The organism is Nonomuraea turcica (assembly GCF_030718205.1).
In the GTDB taxonomy this organism is placed as follows: Bacteria; Actinomycetota; Actinomycetes; order Streptosporangiales; family Streptosporangiaceae; genus Nonomuraea.
Map to the genome: position 1 here is coordinate 200893 of NZ_JAUZQF010000012.1, position 21174 is coordinate 222066.

At 71.4% G+C, this 21174-nt stretch carries 23 protein-coding genes; 13 read left to right on the forward strand and 10 right to left on the reverse strand.

The window, feature by feature from the left end; translation table 11 throughout:
- Nucleotides 1-4: 4 nt before the first annotated feature.
- Nucleotides 5-1885, forward strand: coding sequence for an ABC transporter ATP-binding protein (locus tag Q9G87_RS30275; protein ID WP_305919907.1), 1881 nt, complete (start codon nt 5-7; stop codon nt 1883-1885).
- Here Q9G87_RS30275 and Q9G87_RS30280 read toward each other — a convergent pair.
- Nucleotides 1882-3630: an AMP-dependent synthetase/ligase gene (locus tag Q9G87_RS30280; protein ID WP_305919908.1), complete on the reverse strand. Its 1749-nt coding sequence runs from the start codon at nt 3628-3630 to the stop codon at nt 1882-1884. The genes Q9G87_RS30275 and Q9G87_RS30280 overlap by 4 nt on opposite strands.
- Nucleotides 3631-3758: 128 nt before the next feature.
- On the opposite strand from Q9G87_RS30280, the gene Q9G87_RS30285 reads away from it, so the two are divergent.
- From Q9G87_RS30285 to Q9G87_RS30315, 7 genes are read left to right on the forward strand one after another with little or no spacing between them, the layout of a single operon-like run.
- A complete protein-coding gene (locus Q9G87_RS30285) occupies nt 3759-4526 on the forward strand; it encodes a metallophosphoesterase family protein (protein ID WP_305919909.1) in 768 nt (255 codons plus the stop codon).
- Nucleotides 4527-4586: 60 nt separating this feature from the next.
- Entirely contained in the window at nt 4587-5024 is a 438-nt protein-coding gene (locus tag Q9G87_RS30290) for an SRPBCC family protein (RefSeq protein WP_305919910.1), read from the forward strand.
- A 1-nt stretch (nt 5025) separates the two neighbouring features.
- On the forward strand, nt 5026-6177 hold the full coding sequence (locus tag Q9G87_RS30295; protein ID WP_305919911.1) for an ArsA family ATPase: 1152 nt from the start codon (nt 5026-5028) through the stop codon (nt 6175-6177).
- 30 nt (nt 6178-6207) lie between these two features.
- On the forward strand, nt 6208-6606 hold the full coding sequence (locus Q9G87_RS30300; protein ID WP_305919912.1) for a DUF5304 family protein: 399 nt from the start codon (nt 6208-6210) through the stop codon (nt 6604-6606).
- A 47-nt stretch (nt 6607-6653) separates the two neighbouring features.
- Nucleotides 6654-7586, forward strand: coding sequence for an ROK family glucokinase (locus Q9G87_RS30305; RefSeq protein WP_305919913.1), 933 nt, complete (start codon nt 6654-6656; stop codon nt 7584-7586).
- Between the two features lie 6 nt (nt 7587-7592).
- The gene (locus Q9G87_RS30310; protein ID WP_305919914.1) at nt 7593-8288 is read left to right on the forward strand and encodes an endonuclease/exonuclease/phosphatase family protein; all 696 of its coding nucleotides are present in this window, start codon (nt 7593-7595) and stop codon (nt 8286-8288) included.
- 38 nt (nt 8289-8326) lie between these two features.
- Nucleotides 8327-9439 (forward strand): hypothetical protein, encoded by a 1113-nt coding sequence (locus tag Q9G87_RS30315; RefSeq protein ID WP_305919915.1) that lies wholly within the window; start codon nt 8327-8329, stop codon nt 9437-9439.
- A gap of 21 nt (nt 9440-9460) precedes the next feature.
- On the opposite strand, the gene Q9G87_RS30320 is transcribed toward Q9G87_RS30315, so the two are convergent.
- A complete protein-coding gene (locus tag Q9G87_RS30320; protein ID WP_305919916.1) occupies nt 9461-9925 on the reverse strand; it encodes a hypothetical protein in 465 nt (154 codons plus the stop codon).
- Between the two features lie 46 nt (nt 9926-9971).
- Nucleotides 9972-10730, reverse strand: a complete 759-nt coding sequence (locus Q9G87_RS30325) for an alpha/beta hydrolase (protein ID WP_305919917.1) — start codon at nt 10728-10730, stop codon at nt 9972-9974.
- 169 nt (nt 10731-10899) lie between these two features.
- Between Q9G87_RS30325 and Q9G87_RS30330 the strand changes: the two genes are divergently transcribed.
- The gene (locus tag Q9G87_RS30330; protein WP_305919918.1) at nt 10900-11607 is read left to right on the forward strand and encodes a lysophospholipid acyltransferase family protein; all 708 of its coding nucleotides are present in this window, start codon (nt 10900-10902) and stop codon (nt 11605-11607) included.
- Here Q9G87_RS30330 and Q9G87_RS30335 read toward each other — a convergent pair.
- Complete coding sequence (locus Q9G87_RS30335; RefSeq protein WP_305919919.1) at nt 11604-12071, reverse strand: MarR family winged helix-turn-helix transcriptional regulator; 468 nt, start codon at nt 12069-12071, stop codon at nt 11604-11606. The two genes, Q9G87_RS30330 and Q9G87_RS30335, sit on opposite strands and share 4 nt — an antisense overlap.
- A gap of 91 nt (nt 12072-12162) precedes the next feature.
- On the opposite strand from Q9G87_RS30335, the gene Q9G87_RS30340 reads away from it, so the two are divergent.
- Entirely contained in the window at nt 12163-12591 is a 429-nt protein-coding gene (locus Q9G87_RS30340; RefSeq protein ID WP_305919920.1) for a DoxX family protein, read from the forward strand.
- A 157-nt stretch (nt 12592-12748) separates the two neighbouring features.
- On the opposite strand, the gene mmuM is transcribed toward Q9G87_RS30340, so the two are convergent.
- The 3 genes from mmuM to Q9G87_RS30355 form a co-directional block, all read right to left on the reverse strand.
- On the reverse strand, nt 12749-13615 hold the full coding sequence (gene mmuM / locus Q9G87_RS30345; RefSeq protein ID WP_305919921.1) for a homocysteine S-methyltransferase: 867 nt from the start codon (nt 13613-13615) through the stop codon (nt 12749-12751).
- A complete protein-coding gene (otsB, locus tag Q9G87_RS30350) occupies nt 13612-14445 on the reverse strand; it encodes a trehalose-phosphatase (RefSeq protein WP_305919922.1) in 834 nt (277 codons plus the stop codon). The genes mmuM and otsB overlap by 4 nt, the downstream gene beginning before the upstream one ends.
- A gap of 101 nt (nt 14446-14546) precedes the next feature.
- Nucleotides 14547-15098 carry a Crp/Fnr family transcriptional regulator gene (locus Q9G87_RS30355; RefSeq protein WP_305919923.1) on the reverse strand — a complete coding sequence of 184 codons (552 nt, stop codon included), beginning with the start codon at nt 15096-15098 and terminating at the stop codon, nt 14547-14549.
- 73 nt (nt 15099-15171) lie between these two features.
- Here Q9G87_RS30355 and Q9G87_RS30360 point away from each other — a divergent pair, with 73 nt between their 5' ends.
- A complete protein-coding gene (locus tag Q9G87_RS30360; protein ID WP_305919924.1) occupies nt 15172-15354 on the forward strand; it encodes a YciI family protein in 183 nt (60 codons plus the stop codon).
- Here Q9G87_RS30360 and Q9G87_RS30365 read toward each other — a convergent pair.
- Complete coding sequence (locus Q9G87_RS30365) at nt 15348-17765, reverse strand: VIT domain-containing protein (protein WP_305919925.1); 2418 nt, start codon at nt 17763-17765, stop codon at nt 15348-15350. The genes Q9G87_RS30360 and Q9G87_RS30365 overlap by 7 nt on opposite strands.
- Nucleotides 17762-18586, reverse strand: a complete 825-nt coding sequence (locus Q9G87_RS30370; RefSeq protein ID WP_305919926.1) for a helix-turn-helix domain-containing protein — start codon at nt 18584-18586, stop codon at nt 17762-17764. The genes Q9G87_RS30365 and Q9G87_RS30370 overlap by 4 nt, the downstream gene beginning before the upstream one ends.
- A gap of 120 nt (nt 18587-18706) precedes the next feature.
- Between Q9G87_RS30370 and Q9G87_RS30375 the strand changes: the two genes are divergently transcribed.
- Nucleotides 18707-19174, forward strand: coding sequence for a Dps family protein (locus tag Q9G87_RS30375; RefSeq protein WP_305919927.1), 468 nt, complete (start codon nt 18707-18709; stop codon nt 19172-19174).
- A gap of 263 nt (nt 19175-19437) precedes the next feature.
- The gene (locus Q9G87_RS30380) at nt 19438-20460 is read left to right on the forward strand and encodes an alkaline phosphatase PhoX (RefSeq protein WP_305919928.1); all 1023 of its coding nucleotides are present in this window, start codon (nt 19438-19440) and stop codon (nt 20458-20460) included.
- On the opposite strand, the gene Q9G87_RS30385 is transcribed toward Q9G87_RS30380, so the two are convergent.
- Nucleotides 20457-21050: a TetR/AcrR family transcriptional regulator gene (locus Q9G87_RS30385; protein ID WP_305919929.1), complete on the reverse strand. Its 594-nt coding sequence runs from the start codon at nt 21048-21050 to the stop codon at nt 20457-20459. The two genes, Q9G87_RS30380 and Q9G87_RS30385, sit on opposite strands and share 4 nt — an antisense overlap.
- Nucleotides 21051-21174: the final 124 nt, after the last annotated feature.

A 21174-nucleotide genomic window follows, 5' to 3' on the forward strand; every position in this document is an offset into this window, starting at 1 on the left:
GGCCATGAGCTCCACGCGCCGCAGCGTCGCGGAGGCCGCGGGTTTAGTCTGGCACGCCGGCCCCATCCGGGCGGTGTGCCACGCGATCATCACTTTCGTCCAGGCCGCGCTGCCCGTGGCGGTCGCCTGGCTGACCAAGCTCGTGCTGGACGCGCTGGTCCGCGGCGCCACGGTCGCGGAGCTGGCCGCCCTCCTCGTGCCGCTGGTGGCCGTCGGCGTGGCCATCGCCGCGTTGCCCCAGCTCGGCGCGTACGTCGGGACGGAGCTGGGCAGGCGCGTGTCGACCTACGCCCTCGACCGGCTGTACGTCGCCCTAGAGCGCATCATCGGCCTCGGCCCGTTCGAGACGCCCGCGTTCCTGGACCGGCTCCGGCTGGCCTCGCAGGGCGGCATGATGGCGCCCGTCTTCGTCGGCAGCGCCTTCGGACTGGGCAGCACCGTGCTCACCATCGGCGGGTTCATCGGCTCCGTCGTGCTGCTCTCCCCGGTGATGGCCGGCGTCGTCATGGTGGCGGGCATCCCGGCACTGATCGCGCAGATCGCACTGGCCAGGAGGCGGGCCAAGCTGATGCTGGAGCTCGCGCCCGTGCAGCGCCGCGAGTTCTTCTACTCCCACCTGCTCAGCAGCGTCGAGGCGGCCAAGGAGGTGCGGCTGTTCGGGCTCGGCGCGTTCATGCGCGCCCGGATGCTGGCCGAGCGCCACACCGCCGACGTGGCCAACCGGGCCCTGGAGCGCAGGGACCTGCTCATCGAGAGCGGCCTCGAGCTGCTGGGCGCCCTGATCGCCGGCGGCGGCCTGGTCTGGGCGGTGCTCGCCGCCGGCCGTGGCACGCTGACGGTGGGCGACGTGTCGATGTTCATCGCCGCCGTGGCCGGGCTGCAGGGCGGGCTGTCGTCGCTGGTGCGCGGCATCGCCTCCACGCATCACCAGCTGCTGCTGTTCGGCCACTACGCCGACGTCGTGCACATCGAGCCCGACCTGCCCGTCGCTGCCGACCCCCGCCCCACGCCGCCGCTGCGGCAGGGCATCGAGCTGCGCGACGTGTGGTTCCGCTACGCCGACGACCTGCCGTGGACCCTGCGGGGCGTCACGCTCACCATTCCGTACGGCAAGGCGGTCGCCGTCGTCGGGCTCAACGGCGCCGGCAAGAGCACCCTCGCCAAGCTGTTGTGCCGCTTGTACGACCCGACGCGCGGGTCCATCCACTGGGACGGCGTGGACCTGCGCGACCTGGATCCGGCCGAGCTGCGGGCCCGGCTCGGCGCGGTGTTCCAGGACCACATGACGTACGACTTCAGCGCCCGCGACAACATCGCGGTCGGCGACCTGAGGGCGCTCGACGACCTCGACCGCATCAAGCGGGCGGCTGTCCACGCCGGCGTGGACGAGGCGATCAGCGCGCTGCCCGACGGCTACGACACGGCGCTGACCAGGATGTTCGTCTTCACCCTCAAGCGGGGAAAGCAGCCGTCGACCGGCGTCACGCTGTCCGGTGGCCAGTGGCAGCGGGTGGCGCTGGCCAGGGCGTTCCTGCGGGACCACGCCGACTTCATGATCCTGGACGAGCCCAGCTCGGGGCTGGACCCGGAGGCGGAGCACGACGTGCACCAGCGGATGCGCCGCTACCGGGCCGACCGGACGAGCCTGCTGATCTCGCACCGGCTCAACGCGGTACGCGAGGCGGACGTGATCGCGGTGCTGCAGGACGGGGAGATCGCCGAGCAGGGCTGCCACGACGAGCTGATGGCCGCGGACGGGTTGTACGCGCGGATGTTCAGAATCCAGGCCAGCGGCTATCAGGACGAAGCCGTGCCCGGTCCCGGCGCCCTCCCGGACGGCTTCCCCGGCGCGCTGCCGCTCCCGAGGCCGCCCGACCTGCCCTAACGGCTGCTGTAGAGCTCGTCGATCTCCTTGGCGAAGTCGCGCATGACGAGGCCGCGCTTGACCTTCAGCGTCGGCGTCAGATGCCCGCTGTCCTCGGTGATGTCCCGGTCCAGGATCAAGAACTTCTTGATCTGCTCGGCCTTCGACACCGACTGGTTCGCCCGGTCCACCGCCTCCTGGATCTCCGCCTGCACCTTCGGGTCCGCCCGCAGCTCCGACACCGACGACCCGGCGGGCAAGGCCTCGGGATCCAGCGTGACGAGGGCCGCCACGAACGGCCGGCCATCGCCGATGATCATGGCCTGCGAGACCAGCGGGTGGGCGCGCAGCGCGTCCTCCAGCGGCCCGGGCGCGACGTTCTTGCCCGCCGCGGTCACCAGGATCTCCTTCTTGCGTCCCGTGATGCGCAGGTAGCCGTCGGCGTCCAGCTCGCCCACATCACCCGTGTGGAACCAGCCGCCGTCGTCGATCACCTCGGCCGTGGCCTCGTCGTTCTTCCAGTAGCCGGCGAAGACGTTTCTGCCCTTGGCCAGGACCTCGCCGTCGTCGGCGATGCGCAGCGTGACGCCGGGCAGCGGCTTGCCCACGGTGCCGATCTTGTTGGCGCCCGGCATGTTGACCGAGCACGGGGCGGAGGTCTCGGTCAGGCCGTAGCCCTCGAAGACCTCGATGCCGACGCCCCTGAAGAAGTGGCCCAGCCGCTCGCCCAGCGCCGAGCCGCCGGACACGGCGGCCGACAGCCGCCCGCCGGTGGCGGCCCGCAGCTTGGCGTAGACCAGCTTGTCGAACACCGCCCGCTGCAGCCGCAGCCCCAGCGACGCGCCGCCCGAGCTCTCCGCGCGGCTCCAGGCCTCCGCCACGTCCACGGCGCGGGCGAAGATCTTGCCCTTGCCGCCCGCGATGGCCTTCTGCTCGGCCGCGTTGTAGACCTTCTCGAACACCCGCGGCACGCCCAGCAGGAACGTGGGCTGGAAGTCCTGCAGGTCCGGGGCGACGTTCTTCATGTTCGGCGTGTGCGCGATGACCGCGCCCGCCTCGAGCAGCACCACCTGGATCATCCGCGCGAAGATGTGCGCCAGCGGCAGGAACAGCAACGCGGCCGGGTCCTTGCGGGCGAACAGCGGCTCCAGCGGCCCCCGCAGCACGTTGAGCGCGGTGAACAGCAGGTTGTCGTGGGTGATGCGGCAGCCCTTGGGCCGGCCCGTGGTGCCGGAGGTGTAGACGATCGTGGCCAGGTCGCCGCCCGTCACCCGGGCGCGCCGCTCGTCCACGTCGGCGTCCGTGACGGCGCCGGCCTCCGGCGTGCCGTCGATCCGCCAGAGCGCCTTCAGGCCGGGCACCGCCGCGCGTACGGTCTCCTCGTGCCCCTCCAGCTCGACGAAGGCCGCCTTGGCCTCGCTGTCGGACATGATCCAGCCGACCTGATCGGCCGACGAGGTCTCATAGATCGGCACGGTGACCGCCCCGATGGACCAGATCGCGTAGTCGACGAGCGTCCACTCGTAGCGGGTGCGCGACATCAGCGCCACCCTGTCGCCGTGCTCGATGCCGGCCGCGATCAGGCCCTTGGCCACCGCGACCACTTGGTCGCGGAACTCCGACGCGGTGACCACCGGCCACCCCGCGTCGCTCTTGCGGCGCATGATGACGGCGCCGGGCTCCTGCTCGGCCCGTCGGAAGACGGTGTCGGCCAGGCTCGCCGAGGCGGGCACGTCGACCAGGACCGGGACGCTGTACTCGCGCACGAACTCAACTCCTCTTCGGGTGACGCCGTGACGCTACCGCGTTAAGTTACGCGTCGGTAGCCCTGTCATTGAGGCGTTATGAAGGGCATTCATCACGCTAGCAGCCGTCGCTCATAGTATTTCCCACCATGAGGATCCATGTGGTGAGCGACGTGCACGGCAGAGCCGACGCGCTGGCCAGAGCGGGTGACGGCGCGGACGCGCTGATCTGCCTGGGCGACCTGATCCTCTTCATCGACTACGCCGACCACGCGCAGGGCATCTTCCCCGCCCTATTCGGCGCGCAGAAGGCTGCCGAGTACGTCGCGCTGCGCACGGCCAAGCGGTTCGACGAGGCCAGGGAAATGTCCGCGGCGCTGTGGGCCACGCTCGACGGCGACCCGCGCGAGCACATCGAGCGCAACGTCCGCGCCCAGTACGCCGCCCTCTTCGCGGCCATGCCGGCGCCCGCCTACCTCACCTACGGCAACGTGGACATCCCACGCCTGTGGCCGGAGTTCGCGCAGCCCGGCCACCACGTGCTCGACGGGCAGGTGGCGGAGATCGGCGGGCTGCGGTTCGGCTTCGTGGGCGGCGGGCTCAGGACCCCCTACCGCACTCCCTACGAGATCAGCGACGAGGAGTACGCCGCCAAGGTCGAGGCCATCGGCGAGGTGGACGTGCTGTGCTGCCACATCCCGCCCGCCGTGCCCGAGTTGCTCTATGACGTGGTCGCCAGGAGGTTCGAGCGCGGCAGCGAGGCCACGCTGGAGGCGATCAGGCGCACCCAGCCGCGCTACGCCCTGTTCGGCCACGTGCACAACCCCCTCCGCGACCGGATCCGCGTCGGCCGCACCGAGTGCATGAACGTCGGGCACTTCCGCGGAAGGGGCGTCCCCTTCGTCCTCGAATGGTGACCAGCAGGTCGCGTATGGCCGCTCCACCGCCAGGAGCGGATTGTGCACTACCGTGGTCGCATGGCTGATCGCACCACTTCCAGCACCACCATCGACGCCGGGCGCGCCGACGTCATGGCGGTCATCGCGGACTTCCCGTCCTACCCCGAATGGGCCGGGTCGATCAAGAACGCGGAGGTCCTCAGCACCGGCGACGACGGCAGGCCGCGGACGGTGCGGTTCGTCCTCGACGCCGGGATGATCAGCGACACCTACACCCTCGGCTACACCTGGCAGGACGACCAGAGCGTGAGCTGGCAGGTGGTCGAGCCGGGGAAGATGGTCGCCGACCTCAGAGGGAGTTACCAGCTCACCGACAAGGGCAGTGGCACCGATGTGACATATGAGCTGACGGTCGATCTGAGCGTGCCCATGATCGGCATGATCAAGCGCAAGGCGGAGAAGGTGATCGTGGACACCGCACTCAAGGGTCTCAAGAAGCGCGTAGAAGGCCGCTGAGGTGACCCCGCGGGTCCTGCTCTTCACCGGCAAGGGCGGCGTCGGCAAGACCACGGCCGCCGCCGCCACCGCCACGCTGGCCGCGCGGCGCGGCCTCAAGACGCTCATCGTCTCCACCGACACGGCACACTCGCTGGCCGACGCGCTCGCCGTCGAGCCGGGCGAGGTCGCGCCGGGCCTCCACCTGCACCAGGTCGACACGCAGAAGACGCTGGAGCGCCACTGGGGCGAGCTGCAGGACTACGCCCGCGGTCTGCTGGGCGAGCTGGGCCTGGACGAGATCACCTCCGAGGAGATCACGGTGCTGCCGGGCGCCGAGGAGGTCATCGCCCTGCTGGAGCTGCGCGAGCACGCCCGCGAGGGCCGCTGGGACGTGATCGTCGTCGACTGCGCGCCCACCGCCGAGACGCTGCGCCTGCTGGCCCTGCCCGAGGCGCTCGACTGGCACGTCGGCAGGCTCATGCCGGTCGGCCGCAAGCTGGTGCGGCTGGTCTCGCCGTTCGTGCGCAGCGTCGCCCACGTCAGCGCGCCCGGCGAAGGCGTCATGAACGCCGCCGAGCGTTTCCACCGTGGCCTCATGGAGGTGCGCGAGCTGCTCACCGGCGACCACGCCTCCGTGCGGCTCGTGCTCACCCCGGAGTCGGTGGTGCTGGCCGAGGCCAGGCGCACCCTCACCTCGCTCAACCTTTACGGCTACCGCGTCGACGCGGTGATCGCCAACCGGGTCTTCCCTTCGGACGACGCCGACGCGTGGCGCGCCCAGTGGGTGGCGGCGCAGTCGCGGCTGCTGGCCGAGGCGGAGCAGTCGTTCGCGCCGCTGCCCATCCACATCGTCCCCTACCTGCCCGCCGAGCCCGTCGGCAAGGACGCGCTGGCCGCGGTGGGAGCCAAGCTTTACGGCGAGCACGACCCGTTCGCCGCTCCCGCCGTCGACCCCCCGCTGCGGATGAGCGCCGACGAGCTGACCCTGGCCCTGCCCGGTGCGGACCGCGGCGACGTGGACCTGGCGCGCAAGGGGGACGAGCTGATCATCACCGCGGGGCCGTACCGGAGGATCCTGGCGCTGCCCGCGGCGCTGGCCCGCAGGAAGATCAGCGCAGCCGCGCTCCGCGACGGCGTGCTCCGAGTACGGTTCATCTCGGGGACCCCATAACGCTGGGACCCGGCACGCAGGGAGGGCCAGATGACGGAGAGCAACGACAGAGACCCGATCGGGACCGTCGCCGACGAGGCACGCAAGCTGTTCGAGTCGATCCAGGGACGCGCCACGCGCCAGGTCGGCAAGACGGTGCTCAACTCGTTCACCGGCGGCGGGCGCAGGGACCGGGACGTGTGGGAAGAAGCGGTGTCCGAGCCCCACGACGAATACATCTGCCGCGCCTGCCCGCTCTGCCGGGCGATCGCGGCACGTCGCGAGTCGGGCGCCGACGTGACCGGGCACCTCATGGCCGCGGGCGGGGAGCTGTTCGCCGCGTTCCGCGGGGCGCTGGACGTGCTGAGCAGGCCCGCCCCTGGCACACAGCAGCGAGAGCGCGATAATCGTGATCGTCGCGAGGACGTGGAACACATAGATCTGGGATGACAAAGGGAGCGGAGCTCCCGAGCGATAAGAGGGAGTGACACAGGGGCATGCTCACGATCGGTGTCGACATCGGCGGGACCAAGGTCGCCGCGGGTGTGGTCGACGACCAAGGGAAGATCGTCGCCCATACGTTGCGGCCCACCGCCGCCGACCGCCCTGACGTGGTGGCCGAGACGGTGGCCGACGTCGTTCGCGAGCTGTCCGCGGACCGGGAGATTGAGGCCGTCGGGGTGGGCGCGGCCGGGTTCGTCGACGAGACCCGGTCGATGGTGCGCTTCGCGCCCAACCTCGCCTGGCGCGATGAGCCGCTGCAGAAGAAGATCAGCGGCCTGGTCGGCCTGCCGGTCGTGATCGAGAACGACGCCAACGCCATGGCCTGGGGCGAGACCAGGTTCGGCGCCGGGCGCGGCCAGTCCCACGTGGTCTGCATCACGCTCGGCACCGGCATCGGCGGCGGTCTCGTCTTCGACGGCGCGCTCTACCGCGGCCGCTGGGGAGCGGGCGCCGAGTTCGGCCATATGCAGGTCCAGCCCGGCGGGCGGCCGTGCGGCTGCGGCAACGTCGGCTGCTGGGAGCAATATGCCAGCGGCCAGGGCCTCGTCAAGGAGGCCAGAGAGCTGGCCGCGGCCCGGCCGGAGCAGGCGGAGATCCTGCTCGGGCTGGCCGGCGGCAAGATCGAGGGCGAGGAGGTCACCGAGGCCGCGCGGCTGGGCGACCAGGTCTCGCTGGCCGCGTTCGCCGCCTTCGCCGACTGGCTCGGCCAGGGGATGGCCGATCTGGCGGCCGTGCTGGACCCCGGCTGCTTCATCGTCGGCGGCGGCGTCTCCAGGGCCGCCGACCTGTTCATCGACCAGGCCCGCGCGACCTACGCCGAGCGGCTCACCGGGCACGGGCACCGGCCGCTCGCCGAGATCAGGCTGGCCGAGCTCGGCGCCTCGGCCGGGGTGGTGGGCGCCGCCGACCTGGCCAGGCTGCGCTAGGGCCGCGTGACGATCAGGGTCGGCACCTACAACGTGCACGGGCTGCGCGACAGCGCGCCCGCGCTGACCAGGGTCATCACCGCCACGCGCGCCGACGTGCTGTGCGTGCAGGAGGCCCCCAGGTTCTACCGCTGGCGGGCCAGACGCCGGGCGCTGGCCGCCGCCGCTGGGCTGCGCCTGGCCACCCCCGGCAGGCTCGGCGGCGTGGCCGTGCTCGTCGGCAGGCGCGTCCGGGTGCTGCGGGCCGAGAGCCACGCGCTGCGGGTCTTCCTCGGACTGGAGCTACGCGGGCTGGCCGTGGCCGTCGTCGAGGCCGACGGGGCGCGGCTGGCCGTCGGCTCGCTCCACCTCGACCTCAACGACCCGGCCAGGGTGCACCACGCGGCCGAGGCGGTGGCGCTGATGGAGCGGGCGGCCGTCCCGTTCGGCGCGGCGATCGTGCTTGGCGGCGACGTCAACGAGCAGCCGCACCAGCCGGCCTGGCGGTATCTGGCCGGGCGGCTGGCCGACTGCTACGCGGTGGCGCCCAAGGGCGACGGGCTGACGTTCCCGGCGGCGCGGCCTGCCGTACGCATCGACGGGGTGTTCGCCGCGCGCGAGGCGCGTGTGGTGTCGTGCGGGGGAGTGGACGCCGAGATCGCCGATCTGGCCGGGGCCAGTGACCATCTTCCTGTTATCGCAGAGTTGCGACTTGGGCACTAAAGGGCAAGAGGGGCCGGTCAGCCCGTAGCATTTGCACCATGACTCGTCGCTCTCAGCGGCGTGCGCTCTCCTTGATCTTGGCGACGTCCGTGGCCTTGCCGCAGGTCACGCCCGCCGCGCATGCCGATCCTCGCCGCCCCACCACGATCGAGGCGTGGCAGCAGTCGACCAGCGTGCGCCTGCAGGCCGACGGCTCGCTCTCCGACGTGCTGGCGCTGTCCTCCAGCGACGTCTGGGCGGTCGGGCAGCAGGAGATCTGGGACGTGTGGAAGAACCGCGGCACCATCCGCCACTGGAACGGCGCCCGGTGGACCGAGGTGGCCATCCGCGACGCCACGGCCGCGGGCAACCTGCGCAGCCTGGCCGCCGCCGGGTCGTCCGACGTGTGGGCGGTCGGCGACGGGCACGACGGGCTGCCCTACCTCGCGCACGGCGACCTGGCCGGATTCGACCGGGTCAGGCCGCCGGGGCTGCGGGCCGGCGACTGGCTCGCCGGCGTCGACGCCAAGCAGGGCAAGGTGGTGGCCGTCGGCAGCCGCGACAAGCAGGGGCTCATCCTCACCGGGCAGGGCAACACCTGGAGCGCCCAGCAGACCAAGGAAGAAGGGGCGCTCTACGCGGTGGCGGGCGGGTTCGCCGTCGGCGACACCGGCACCGAGCCGCTGGTCGTGCACTACTCGGGTGGCTCGTGGAAGTCGATGCCGCTGCCCTCCATCCCCGGCGGCTACCTGCGCGACGTCCAGGCCGACAGCGCCAAGCGGGCGGTGGCCGTCGGCGGCGTCTACCGGGGCCCGGGCGACATCTCCCCGCTCGTGCTCACCTGGAACGGCAAGCGGTGGAAGCAGCTGGCGCTGCCCGAGTCAGACGCCCGCCTCTACGGCGTGACCGGCGACGGCAAGGGCCGCTACTGGATGGCCGGCTATGACCCGGCGCGGGCGGCCGAGCCGTTCATGATGCGCTGCGAGAAGGCCGCGTGCGAGATCATCCGCGGCGAGGCCGAGCGGGGCAGGAGCACCGTGCGTCTGCAGGCCGTGGCCTATCTCGCGGGCAAGAGCACGGTGTGGGCGGTCGGGCACGCGGTCGACACCCGCGACCGCTACACCGACGTCGTGGAGTCGTTCGCACCCAAGGCGATGGAGGGCAAGTCCTGAAGGGGCGATGGAGAGCGGGTCCTAAAGGACCGCGCCGTCGTCCCAGCCGGAGTCGTTCGGCGGGCCGTCGCCCATGCGCACCACCAGGGCCACGAACCCGCCGATGAACGCCGCCACCGCCGTGAACAGCGCCCACCCGTCCATCTGCCAGCTCGCCATCGCCGCGACCAGGAGGTAGGCCGGGCCGCCGAACAGCGCCACCCACGCCAGCTTGGCCGGCAGGTCGAGCTTCGGCAACGGCGGGGGCGGGGGCGGCACGAAGTGCCCCTCCCCTTCTTCTTCTTCCTCGTCGTCGTCCTGCTTGTCCTCGGGCTCGTCGAGATCCTCCTCGAGCTCCTCCGAGGGCTTGACCACCCGCCTGGTGGGCTCGGCAGGGACGTTTTCGCTGTCCGGCCATGGCTGGTCGGCCGAGTCGCGTTCGGCTGTGTCGTTGAAGGACGCGACGATCTGCCGCCAGACCTCGTCCTCGTCACTCTGGGGCGTCACCTAGATGGGCCTCTCCGCAGCGATCGCGACTTCCCCCTGGGTGCGATCAGTCCCTCTGCAAGGGTACCGAGGCATGTGTCCGGATGAAGTCGAGGCTACCGGCAAAGATCCTGTCGGCATCATTGTCGAGCGTCGCAACATGGTAGCTATCGGTCAGCTCCTCGATCGTGGCCTGCGGAACCCTTTGGCGAATGATCGCCACACTCGTCGGCTTCACCACATGGTCGTCCACGCTGTGGAAGACCAGCAGCGGCTGCGTCACCTTCACCAGGTCGGCCTGCACCAGCGACCACAGTCCCGGCAGCGACGCGGCCGCCTTCACCGGGGTGCGGGAGTAGGCCAGCTCGGTCACGCCGGGCTTCTTGACGTCATTGGCGACGCCGGGCACGGACGGCACGAACCACTTCAGCAGCGGCGCCAGTTTCAGCAGCGGCACGTCGTTGGCGATGGACGGGTTGACCAGCACCACGCCCCTGATCGCCGGGCCGTGCACCTCGGCCAGCCGCAGCGCCAGGCAGCCGCCCAGCGACAACCCCGCCACGAACACGTCCGCACAGCGGCCCTGCAGGTCCGCGAACGCCTTCTCCACCTCGGCGTACCAGTCTTCCCACCGCGTGCGGTTCATCTCCTGCCATCTGGTGCCGTGCCCCGGCTGGCGGGGCAGCGAAACGCTGACCCCGTGCCCGGCCAGGAACTGGCCCCAGGGCCGTAACGATTGCGGGGTGCCCGTGAACCCATGGCAGAGCAGCACGCCGACCTCGCCTGCGTCATGGTTGTAGGGCTCCGCGCCTGGCATGAGCGGCATAACAGCTCCTCCATGCGATTTCATTCCGGGGGACCGGGGCGTTCATCCAGGAACGGCCCGATCGTCGCACGTTCAGGGGTGATTGTGCGAGCGCTGGTGTAGGAGCATGGCCGTCGAGGTGGGAAGATGACTCTGCTTGCCGACGACGTGCTGGAGAAGAGGTGCCGCGGTGTTCTACTGGGTGGTCAAGGCCATCTTGGGGCCGATCCTCCACCTTGTGTTCAGGCCGTGGACGGAGGGCGCGGAAAACGTGCCGAAGGAAGGGCCGGCGATCCTGGCCGGCAACCACCTGTCGTTCGCCGATCATTTCTTCGGCCCGCTCCAGCTGCGCCGCAAGGTCATCTCGCTGGGCAAGTCCGACTACTTCACCGGCCGCGGCGTGAAGGGCTTCTTCACCCGGCTGTTCTTCAGCGGCGTCGGCACCGTGCCGATCGACCGCTCCGGGGGCAAGGCCAGCGAGGCGGCGCTCCGCACCGGCCTGCGCATCCTGCGCGAGGGCAACGTCCTGGGCATCTACCCGGAGGGCACCCGCTCGCCCGACGGGCGGCTCTACAAGGGCAAGACCGGTGTGGCCCGGCTGGCCCTGGAGTCGCGGGCCCCGGTCATCCCCTGGGCGATGATCAACACGTACGAGATGATGCCGCCGGGGCGGGTGCTCCCCAAGCTCGGGATCCGGCCGGGCGTCCGGTTCGGCAAGCCGCTCGACTTCTCCCGCTACTACGGGATGGAGGACGACCGCCTGGTGCTGCGCGCGGTGACCGACGAGATCATGTACGCGCTGATGGAGCTGTCCGAGCAGGAATACGTCGACAAATACGCCGCCAGTGCCCGCGTCGAGATGGAGCGCGCCGCCCGCGCCGCCGCCGCCAGGGACTAGCGGACGTCCGAGGAGCGTAGTGCCTCCTCTGTCTTCCTAAGGGCGGCCGTCATCGTGTGCAGCTCCTCCCGGTTGAGCCGGTCGATCAGATATCTCCTGACGACCTCCACGTGCCCCGGCGCCACCCGCTCCAGGCACCGCAGGCCCGCCTCGGTGATCACCGCCAGCACACCGCGCTCGTCCGACGGACAGGTGGCACGCTCCACCAGCCCTGCCTTCTCCAGCTGAGTGATCTGGTACGTCAGCGCGCTCTTCGACACCACGACACCCTTGGCCAGCTCCGTCATCCGCTCCTGGCGGCCGGGGGCCTCGGCGAGCCGCACCAGGATCTCGAACTGCGGGTGCGTCAGCCCCGCCGCGGCCTTGAGCTGCTCTTCGATCCGCCTGTCGAGCAAGTGGGAAGTCGACAGGAAGGCGCGCCAGGCCGCCATCTCCGTCGAGTCGAGCCATCGGGGTTCCGTCACCGGCACAGTCTACCGCGTTTGTTCAGATTTTAACTTTCCCTGCTACAGTGCTCTCGTTCAAAACTGAACAACTATCTCACTAGGAGGTCGCATGGTCGACCAGGCCCGTCCCCTCGTCCTGCTGCTCGCGAGAATCGCCCTCGGGGTGATCTTCCTCGTGCACGGCTACCAGAAGTTCGCGACCATGGGCATCGCGGGCACGACCAAGTTCTTCGAGTCCGTCGGCATCCCGCTGGCCGGCGTGGCCGCTCCGGCCGTCGCGGTGCTGGAGGTGGCCGGCGGCCTGGCGCTGATCCTCGGCGCCGCGCTGCCGATCGTCGGCACGCTGCTGGCCCTCGACATGATCGGCGCGATCGTCTTCGTCCACGCCGCCAACGGCTTCGGCGCCGCCGAGGGTGGCTACGAGCTCGTCCTGGCGCTGGCCGCGGCGAGCCTGGCCATCGGCTTCACCGGCGGCGGCGCGCTGGCGCTCGACCGCGTCTTCGGCCGCCGCCGCACCGCCGAGTCGGTCTCCGCCTGACCCCGGGCTCCTCAGACGGTCTCCGTCTGACCCCGGCTTCCCAGGCGGTCTCCGTCCGACTTCGGCCGCCGAGGACCCCCGCGCACCCACTCCCTCAGCCAGGCGTGCGCGGGGTCGGCGTCGTAGGCCGGTCCCTCGGACCGGCCCGGGCTGCGTCCTACGACAGATGGGCGCGGATCTGCGTGATGTGCTCGGGAGTCGTCCGGCAGCAGCCGCCGATCAGCGACGCGCCCGCCAGCTGCCACTCCTTGGCGGCCTGCCCGAACTCCACCGGATCGGCCAGGCCCAGCCAGCGCCGATGCCCGGCGTCCCAGCTCTCGCCCGAGTTCGGGTAGACCACGACGGGCAGCCCGCCGGACAGGCAGGCGATGAGCCCGGGGATGTGGCGGGGCGCCGTGCAGTTCGCGCCGACGGCCACCACCTGCGGATTCCCGCTGAACAGGGCGGCAGCCTCGCGGATCGGCGTGCCGTCGTTGAGCCGTTCGCCGTCCCGGCAGGAGAAGCTCACCCACGCCTTGACCCCCGGCGTGCGCTCCAGCAGCCTGGCCAGAGCCCGCGCCTCCGGATAGGACGGAATCGTCTCGCAGGCCAGCAGGTCGGCGCCGGCCGTGGCCAGGATCTCCCAGCGGGGCAGGTGCCAGGAGTAGAGGCCGTCCTCGTCGAGGTCGTAGTCGCCGGTGTATTCAGCGCCGTTGGCCAGGAACGCGCCGTACGGGCCGACCGAGGCCGCCACCAGCCCGCGGCCGGCCTGGTCGCGCGCCTGCCCGGCCAGCACCACCGACAGCCTGATCAGCGCCTCCGCCTGTGCCGCTCCCAGGCCGCGCCGCATGAAGCCCGGGATCGTGGCCTGGTAGCTCGCGGTGATGGCCACATCGGCCCCCGCCGTGAAGTAGTCGGCGTGCGCCTGCCGGATCAGCTCCGGCTGCTCCAGCAGCAACCGCGCCGACCAGAGGTCGTCGCTGAGGTCGGCGCCGAGCCGTTCGAGGTGGGTGGACAGGCCCCCGTCCAGGACAAGTGTGGTCACCCATCCAGGGTAAGAGCAGGCGGAGGATGGCCGGGAAAGGCGCTGATCACCTGCTCGAGCAGGACCGGCGTGTCTTCGGGGGAATCCACCGTGAAGTCGGCCCGGCGCGCCAGCTCGTCGCCCGTCTCCCGGTTGGCCACCGCGACCCGGACGCCCATGAACCCGGGATCCCGCTCCTCCCTGCAGCGCAGCGCGTCGAACGCGCGGCCGTCGGAGATGTCGTCGCCGAAATACCAGGCGCGGGTCAGCGTCTCCGCCTCCTGAGCGATGACCGTGCCCTTGTCGCACTCCACCGGCGGCCGGAGCTCCACCACCATGCGGCCGTGCTGCTCGCGCAGGCCCAGCTCCACCGCCTTGCCCGAGGCCCACCGCTCCACCGCGCCACGCAGCGCCGGGACCGCGCGGTAGTGCAGCGACACCACCAGCGCCTTGTCCTCGATCAGGACCTCGCCCGGCAGATCGCGGGCGGCGTCCGCGGCCAACCGGCGCATGATCGGGGCCCACGGCTCGGCCGCGGCCTCGGTGCGCACCCGGCCGTCGACGACGGTCTGCATCCCGTAGAGGCCGAACAGGGCGACCTGCGGCGCACGCGAGAACCGCTCGCACAGGAACGCGGCCGGGCGGGCCGAGACCACGGCGACCCTGCCGACCAGGCTCGTCAGCGCCTGCAAGCGCTCCACCGCCCCCGGAACGGGGAGCACGGCGCCGGGATCTCGCATGATCGGGGCGATCGTGCCGTCGAAGTCGAAGAAGAAGCCGGATTTCCTGCTCTCGGAAACGGTGGCCGACACCGCTTCGGCGAAGCGGAGCGGGGCGCGAGGGGTCGCCATGGTCGTGACGATAGAACAGCCTGACCGGCTCGGATAGACGCTCGTCCGATATTCGGCCGCGGTTCAGACGGCGGCTACGCGGGCGAGGGCGGGGTCGTCATTCAGCCGGCGGCCACGCGGGCCAGAGCGTGGCGATCCAGGACGACTACCTCGCCGGAGCCGATCTCGATCATCCGGCGGCGTTCGAACGAGCGAAGGGCGCGGTTCACGCTCACCCGCGTCGCGCCGATCTCGGCGCCCAGCCCTGCCTGGCCGGCGTGCAGCGGCACCCGGCCGTCCGTGATCCGGCGTACCAGCCAGGTGGCCACGCGTGCCGGCACGTCACGCACCGTCGTACGCGGCAGATAGGCCACCTCCACCGCCGTCAGGGCCGTCCGTGTCGCCCGATGCGGGCCGTCCACCAGCAGGGCCGTCTTGTCGAACGCCACCGGCGCCGCCTCCACGGCCAGCACCACCTCCTTGCCGTCCGCACTCACCCGGCCCGCCTTCACCCGGACGCCTAGCAGCACGATCAGCTGATCGGCCGGGTCGCCCTCGGTGCACAGCACCTGCCCGGCCGGATAGCGCCTGCGCCGGGTCAGGGCCGCCAGCGCCCGCAGCCGCTCCTCGCCAAGCCCGCCCAGCATCGGCAGGTCGGCCAGCGTGTACGTCATGTATCCCCGTATACACCCCGCCGGTGCCCCGCGATGCAGAGCGAAGGCCCCATCGCCCCTAGCGTGCGGGGACATGGCGAGATACGTGGTGCAACTGGCCTTCGACGGCGACCCACGACGGCTCACGGCCCGCCCCGCGCACCGGGAGCACCTGCGGCGGCTCAAGGAGGAGGGGCGGCTGGTGAGCGGACGCCGATCCTGTGACCGCCCCGGCCCTGCCCGATGCCTGGGCAGGGCCGGAGCGGGCGGTCAGTGACGCTTCCAGAAGGGCGTGCGACGGTCGCCGCCGGGCAGCGGGCCACCGGGATGCCCACCACCGGGTTGCCCGCCCTCGTCGCCGAGGTGTCCGCGGCCCGGCGTGGGTCGGGGCGGCGGTGTGGAGCCGCCGATCAGGGCCCTGAGGACCGCGATGGCGTGGTCGTGCAGCGCCTGGGCTTCCGCGTCCGGCCGCTCGGCCGCTTCCAGCTCGCGAGCCAGCCTCACCAGCTGCTCGTCGCCGCCCAGGTATTCCGCGAGCGCCGCCAGCCGCGACCCCAGGTCGGCCAGGTACAGCAGATCGGGCGCGGGCAGCGCCGTGAGCCGATCCAGCTCGGCCACCAGCTGCGGCCGTACCGACTCCAGCCGGCCCGCGGGACGCGGCCCCGGAGCGAACCTCGGCCCGCCCCCGAGCCGCCCAGGCTGACTGGGCCGGGGACCGGGCTTGGGCCCGCCGCCACGGGCCAGGAACCCCCCATCGTCACCGGCCATCTCGGCGGCGCCGAACCCAGGCTCAGGCCGCCGCATCCGCGGCGCGGCCGCGGGCATGGCCATCATCGCGGTGTGCGCCGTGAAGCCGCCGCCCATCATCGGCGCGGCCTGCGGCGGCTCCCAGCCGCTCGGCGGCTCGACCGGCTGGATGACGCGGTGCTCGGGCCCGCCGTCGGCGACCTGCCTGGTGTCGATCGCCACGTACGCGGTGAAGCGGCAGAGCACGCCGCGCTCGAGCGAGGTGCGGACGATGCGCGACTCCAGCTCGTGCTCGCCCATGGCATAACGGTCCTCGAGCTCCCGCAGGTGCGCCCGGGCCCACACGGCGCGGACGGCCGGATTGTCCACTGTGACACCCGCGACCTGCTCCTCCCACGGGCCGCCGGCGGCCATCCCGCGAACGGTCACCGAGGACCCTTCGCGGTAGCGCCCGTACACGCGCAGCGGGACACCCGGGAAGATCGACCCGAGATGCGTGACCGTACCGGGTTCGACCTCCAGCCCCTTGAGCGAGAGGTCGGTCACCAGGGGCGCGCCGATCCTGCGGTGGATGTGGTCCATGGCCGCGTCGAGCCGGTCCTCCGACTCGACCAGCTCACACCGGCCCGCGCCGAGCCCGGCGAGCCTGCCGAGGAAGCCGGCGTTCACGGCCCGGTCGATGCCGACCGTGTGCACGCGCATGGCCGACAGCGCGCCGCCCGCCTGCTCCAGGATCTGGTCCTCGTTGCCCACCTGGCCGTCGGTGACCAGCACCACGACCCGCTCCCGCTCGGCCGGGGCGCCCAGCAGGGCGATGGCCTGGCGCAGCGGCTCGAGCAGCTCCGTGCCGCCGCGGGCGTCGACCCGGGCGAGGTGCTCCACGGCGCGGTACCGGTTGCGGTCCGACGCCTCGACGAGCCCCTCGAACGCCCGCTCCACCACGGAGTCGAACGTCAGCACCGCGAAGCGGTCCTGCGGCGTCAGCGTGTCGACGATGCGGGCGGCGGCCCGGCGCGCGGCCACCATCTTCCAGCCGCCCATGCTGCCCGAGCGGTCGAGCAGCAGCACCAGATCCCGCGGCGTGCGCGTGGCCTGCAGCGGCGGCGGCACGACGGTGAGCGCGAACGTCCCCCCTTGCCCGGCCGGGCTGTCGAGCTGCAACGATGTGGAGGCGTCGAACGACATCCGCAGGATGAAGTCCCGGTCCAGCCGCTCGCCCGGACGCAGCCGCACCGTGTGGCCCTCCTCCTCGACCACGTGGAGGCTGGAGGCCAGCTCCCGCAGCTCCAGACCGGCGGCGTCCACGCTCGCGGCGAGCGACAGGCGCACCGGGTTGGGGAAGCCGGGCAGCAGCACGGGCGGGCTGATCCTGGACGCGTCCGGCACGGCGTCGGTGTCGGGCACGACGCCGTCACCCGCGGGCCGGCCGTCGATGGGCGTGCCTGGGATGTAACGCGGCGCCACCACCAGCGGGAAGCGGAACGTGGCCGCCCCGTCCTCATACGGCAGCGGCTGGCTCATCGTCAGCCTGACCGAGACATGCTCGCCGGGCAGGATGTTGCCCACCCGGATCGTGAACACGTCCGGCCGGTCCTCCTCGGCGATGGCGGCCCGCCTGCCCTCCCGCAGCGCGCGGTCGTAGTCCGCCCTGGCCTGGCCGCGCTCCTTCAGCACGCCCTCGACCACCCGGTCGTCGGCCTCCATCCGGAACGCGGTCACGGCCGCCCGGTCGGGCAGCGGGAAGACGTACGTGGCCTCCAGCGTGACGTCGAACGGGTTCCTGAACCCCTGCGTGACCTCGACCCCGGCGATGAGGCCCGAGATGTCCGCGCTCACGTCCACGCTCTCCAGCGGCAGGTTGCCGCGCTCGGTCAGCAGCGCGCCGAACCCGGCGTCCGGCACCGGCAGGCACCGGGCGGGCTCCAACGAAGTGATCTTCATATCAGCTCCCTTTCTTCGAGCACCGCGAGCAGCGGTCCCGCCGCCGCCAGCACCGCCTGAACGTCCTCCTCGGACAGGGCGTGCCCGCCATCCAGCACCAGCCTCACCCCATCACCCAACCTGACCCCGGCGACCACCGCCCCGGCGCCGCCGCGCCCCTCCGCTCCCGTCTGCCGCCCGGCCACGTCGGCGCGCCCTCCCGGCCGCCACCCGGACATCCCGGGACGCGTTCGCCTCGAGGATTGCCTATCAACATCGGGAGTACCTGCCGCCTCGACGCCCACGCGGCCGTGGGGCAGGGCGAGATCTGCACCGCTGCCGGGCATGGCGGCATCTGCACCGCTGCCGGGCATGGCGGCGCCGGCGCTCCCCTGGCCGGGCGCCGCAGCATAGGGCGCCGTCTCGGCGGCACGATGCACGCCGTCCCCGTCGGGCCGCTCGGTCCAGAACCGCTCGCGCACCGCTTCGTCACGAACTGAGCCGTCCGCGTCCTCCAGACCCATGGCACGCGGAGCAGCACTCGCCGTGTCCTCGAGCATCCGATCCGTGGCGCCCGCCAGGGCCGCCTGGATCTCGGCGATCGAGTGGCCGGCCGCCTGCAGTCGCTTGATGGCCAGCAGTTGCAGCAGGTGCCGCCGTCCGTACTGGGCGATCCGGCCGCGCCGGGTCAGGGGCGGGTCGACGAGGCCGATGGTCGTATACCACCTGATCAGCCGCTCTCCAGGCACGTCGCGGACCCGGCCGTTGGCTGGCGCGGCGCCGGCGCGCAGCGCCCGGGCCGCGTGCTCGGCCAGCTCGCCGATGGTCCAGGTGTCGCTCATACCTCCACAATGACACTGTCATTATTACAGTGTCAACGTTAAGGGCCTGGAAGTTTGGGCATGTGGATGCTTGTACGGAAATAAGCGGACAAAGCTCATCGAACGGGGAGGAATTACGACATGGCGAAGATCACTGGTCCGCTATCGGGAGACGCCAAGAACACGGTCGCGGACGCCCTACAGGGCGCCCTGGTCGATCTCATAGACCTGTCATTGGTCGCCAAGCAGGCGCACTGGAACCTCATCGGCTCGCACTTCCGCTCCATCCACCTTCAGCTCGACAAGGTCACGGACATGGCGCGGACGCACATGGACACCATCGCCGAGCGTGCGGTCGCCCTTGGGGCCAACCCGGACGGCCGGGCCGCCACGGTCGCCAAGTCGACCAAGCTCGCGCAGTTGGAGAGCGGCTGGGTGGAGGACGGAAAGGTCCTCGCGACGATCATCGACGTCCTGGACGGCATCAGCAGGCGCATGCACGAGCGCGTCCGGGCCACCGACCAGCCCGACCCGGTCAGCCAGGACCTGCTCATCTCCGTGGCACAGGACATCGACAAGCAGCACTGGATGTTCCAGGCCATGAGGTGACCAAGGCGCGACGGGAGTCCGGGAGCCGCATCGGCCCCGGGCTTTCGTATGCCGTAAGCGGCACCGCGGCCAGGTGATCGGACCGCTCTACGAGGAGTCGCTCTCGGATGCCGTACGGCTGACCCGGCAGGAAGGGGCAACGTCACCGCAACCTGATGATCGCGGGACGGGCCCATGGGGTTTGCGCAGAGTTTGATGTCGCGAGTCCCTCCCATTCATGTCGGTGCGGTCGACTAGCGTGGCACCTAGAGGGAGGCCCCACGATGTCCCACAAGACTCTCCTCCGCACGGGCCCGCTCTTGCCGGGCGGCGCCAGCCCCTACGGGCCGCTCGGCCTGCCGGGCGCCGGCGGTCTCGCGCTGCCCTCGGGGTTCACCGGCCGGGTCGTGGCCCGCTCGGGTCACAAGATCGCCGGCCTCACCTGGCACGCGGCGCCCGACGGCGGCGCCTGCTTCCCCGACGGCGACGGCTGGATCTACGTCTCCAACTCCGAGCTGCCCCTGCTCGGCGGCGCCTCCGCGCTGCGGTTCCGCGCCGACGGCAGCGTCGGCGACGCCTACCGCATCCTGTCGGGCACCGACCTCAACTGCGCGGGCGGCGCCACGCCGTGGCACAGCTGGTTGTCGTGCGAGCTCGGCCACCGCGGCCGCGTCTTCGAGTGCGACCCCTACGGCGCCCGCGCCGCCCGCCCACGCCTGGCCATGGGCCGCTTCAAACACGAGGCCGCGGCCTGCGACCCCGAGCGCGGCGTGGTCTACATGACCGAGGACGAGCCCGACGGCTGCTTCTATCGGTTCAGGCCGGGCGACTGGGGCGATCTGACCGAGGGCACGCTGGAGGTGCTGTGCTCCTCCGGCCACTGGCGGGTGGTGCCGTCGCCGGCGGCGCTGCTCCAGGAGACCCGCCACCAGGTTGAGGACGCCCGCCACTTCGACGGCGGCGAGGCCTGCCACTACGCGGGCGGGGTCTGCTACTTCACCACCAAGGGCGACACGGGCCTGTGGGCCTATGACGCGCAGACCTCCACACTCGACCGGCTCTGCGAGGGCGTACGCGCTATCACCGCCGCGCCGTCCGGCGACCTCTACGTCGCCAGGGAGACGATGCAGATCGACGTCATCGCGCCGGACCGCGCGGTCACGCCGTTCCTTCGGCTGGAGGGGCACGAGGGGGCCGAGCTGACCGGGCTGGCGTTCTCGCCGCGCGGCGACCGGCTCTACTTCTCGGCCAGGCGCGGCCGCGCGGAGGGCCACACGTTCGAAGTGACGGGCCCCTTCCGCGGCTAGGTCAAATAGCGGACGAGCATGAGCTTGAGCTCGTCCACCAGTTCGGCGCTGTGCTCGGGCGTGGCCGTGGTGATCATCGGCATCACCGTCTTCACCATGGACAACATCATCGTGCCCATGAGCCGGGCCCGGTCCTCGGCGAGCTCGGGCCTGAGACGGCGCAGCATGGCCGCGAGCTGCCGGGAGATGTCCTCGTGCAGCCGCTGTGAGGCCGCGGCGAACCGGTCGCCGGTGGCGGATCCGTACAGCAGCGACCAGTAGGCCGGTGAGCGGCTCTTGAACCGCACGCTCTCGTCCACGAGCTGCCCGACCAGCACCTCCAGCGGGACGTCCGGCGTGACCTCGGCCAGCCGGGCGGCCCAGAACTCCTGGCGGTCGTCGGTGTAGCGGGACACCAGCCCGTCCAGGATCTCCTCCTTGTTGTGGAAGAACTGATACAGCGACCCTGGCGACATCCCCGCCCGCGCGGCGACCTGGTTCGTCGTCAGGTCCGGGTAGCCGACCTCGGCGATCACCAGCTCGGCGGCGTCGAGGATCTCCTCCATGCGCTTCAGGCCGCGCGCCTGCCGGCGCACCGTGCGTTCAGCCATGCGGCACCTCGTTGACAAATACGAGCATTTACTTGTATTTCTGGTTGGGAACAGCAAACACGAGTAGTTTACCGAGTTTTGATCGGAGTTCCCATGCGAACTGCGCTCGTCCCCTGCCAGGGTG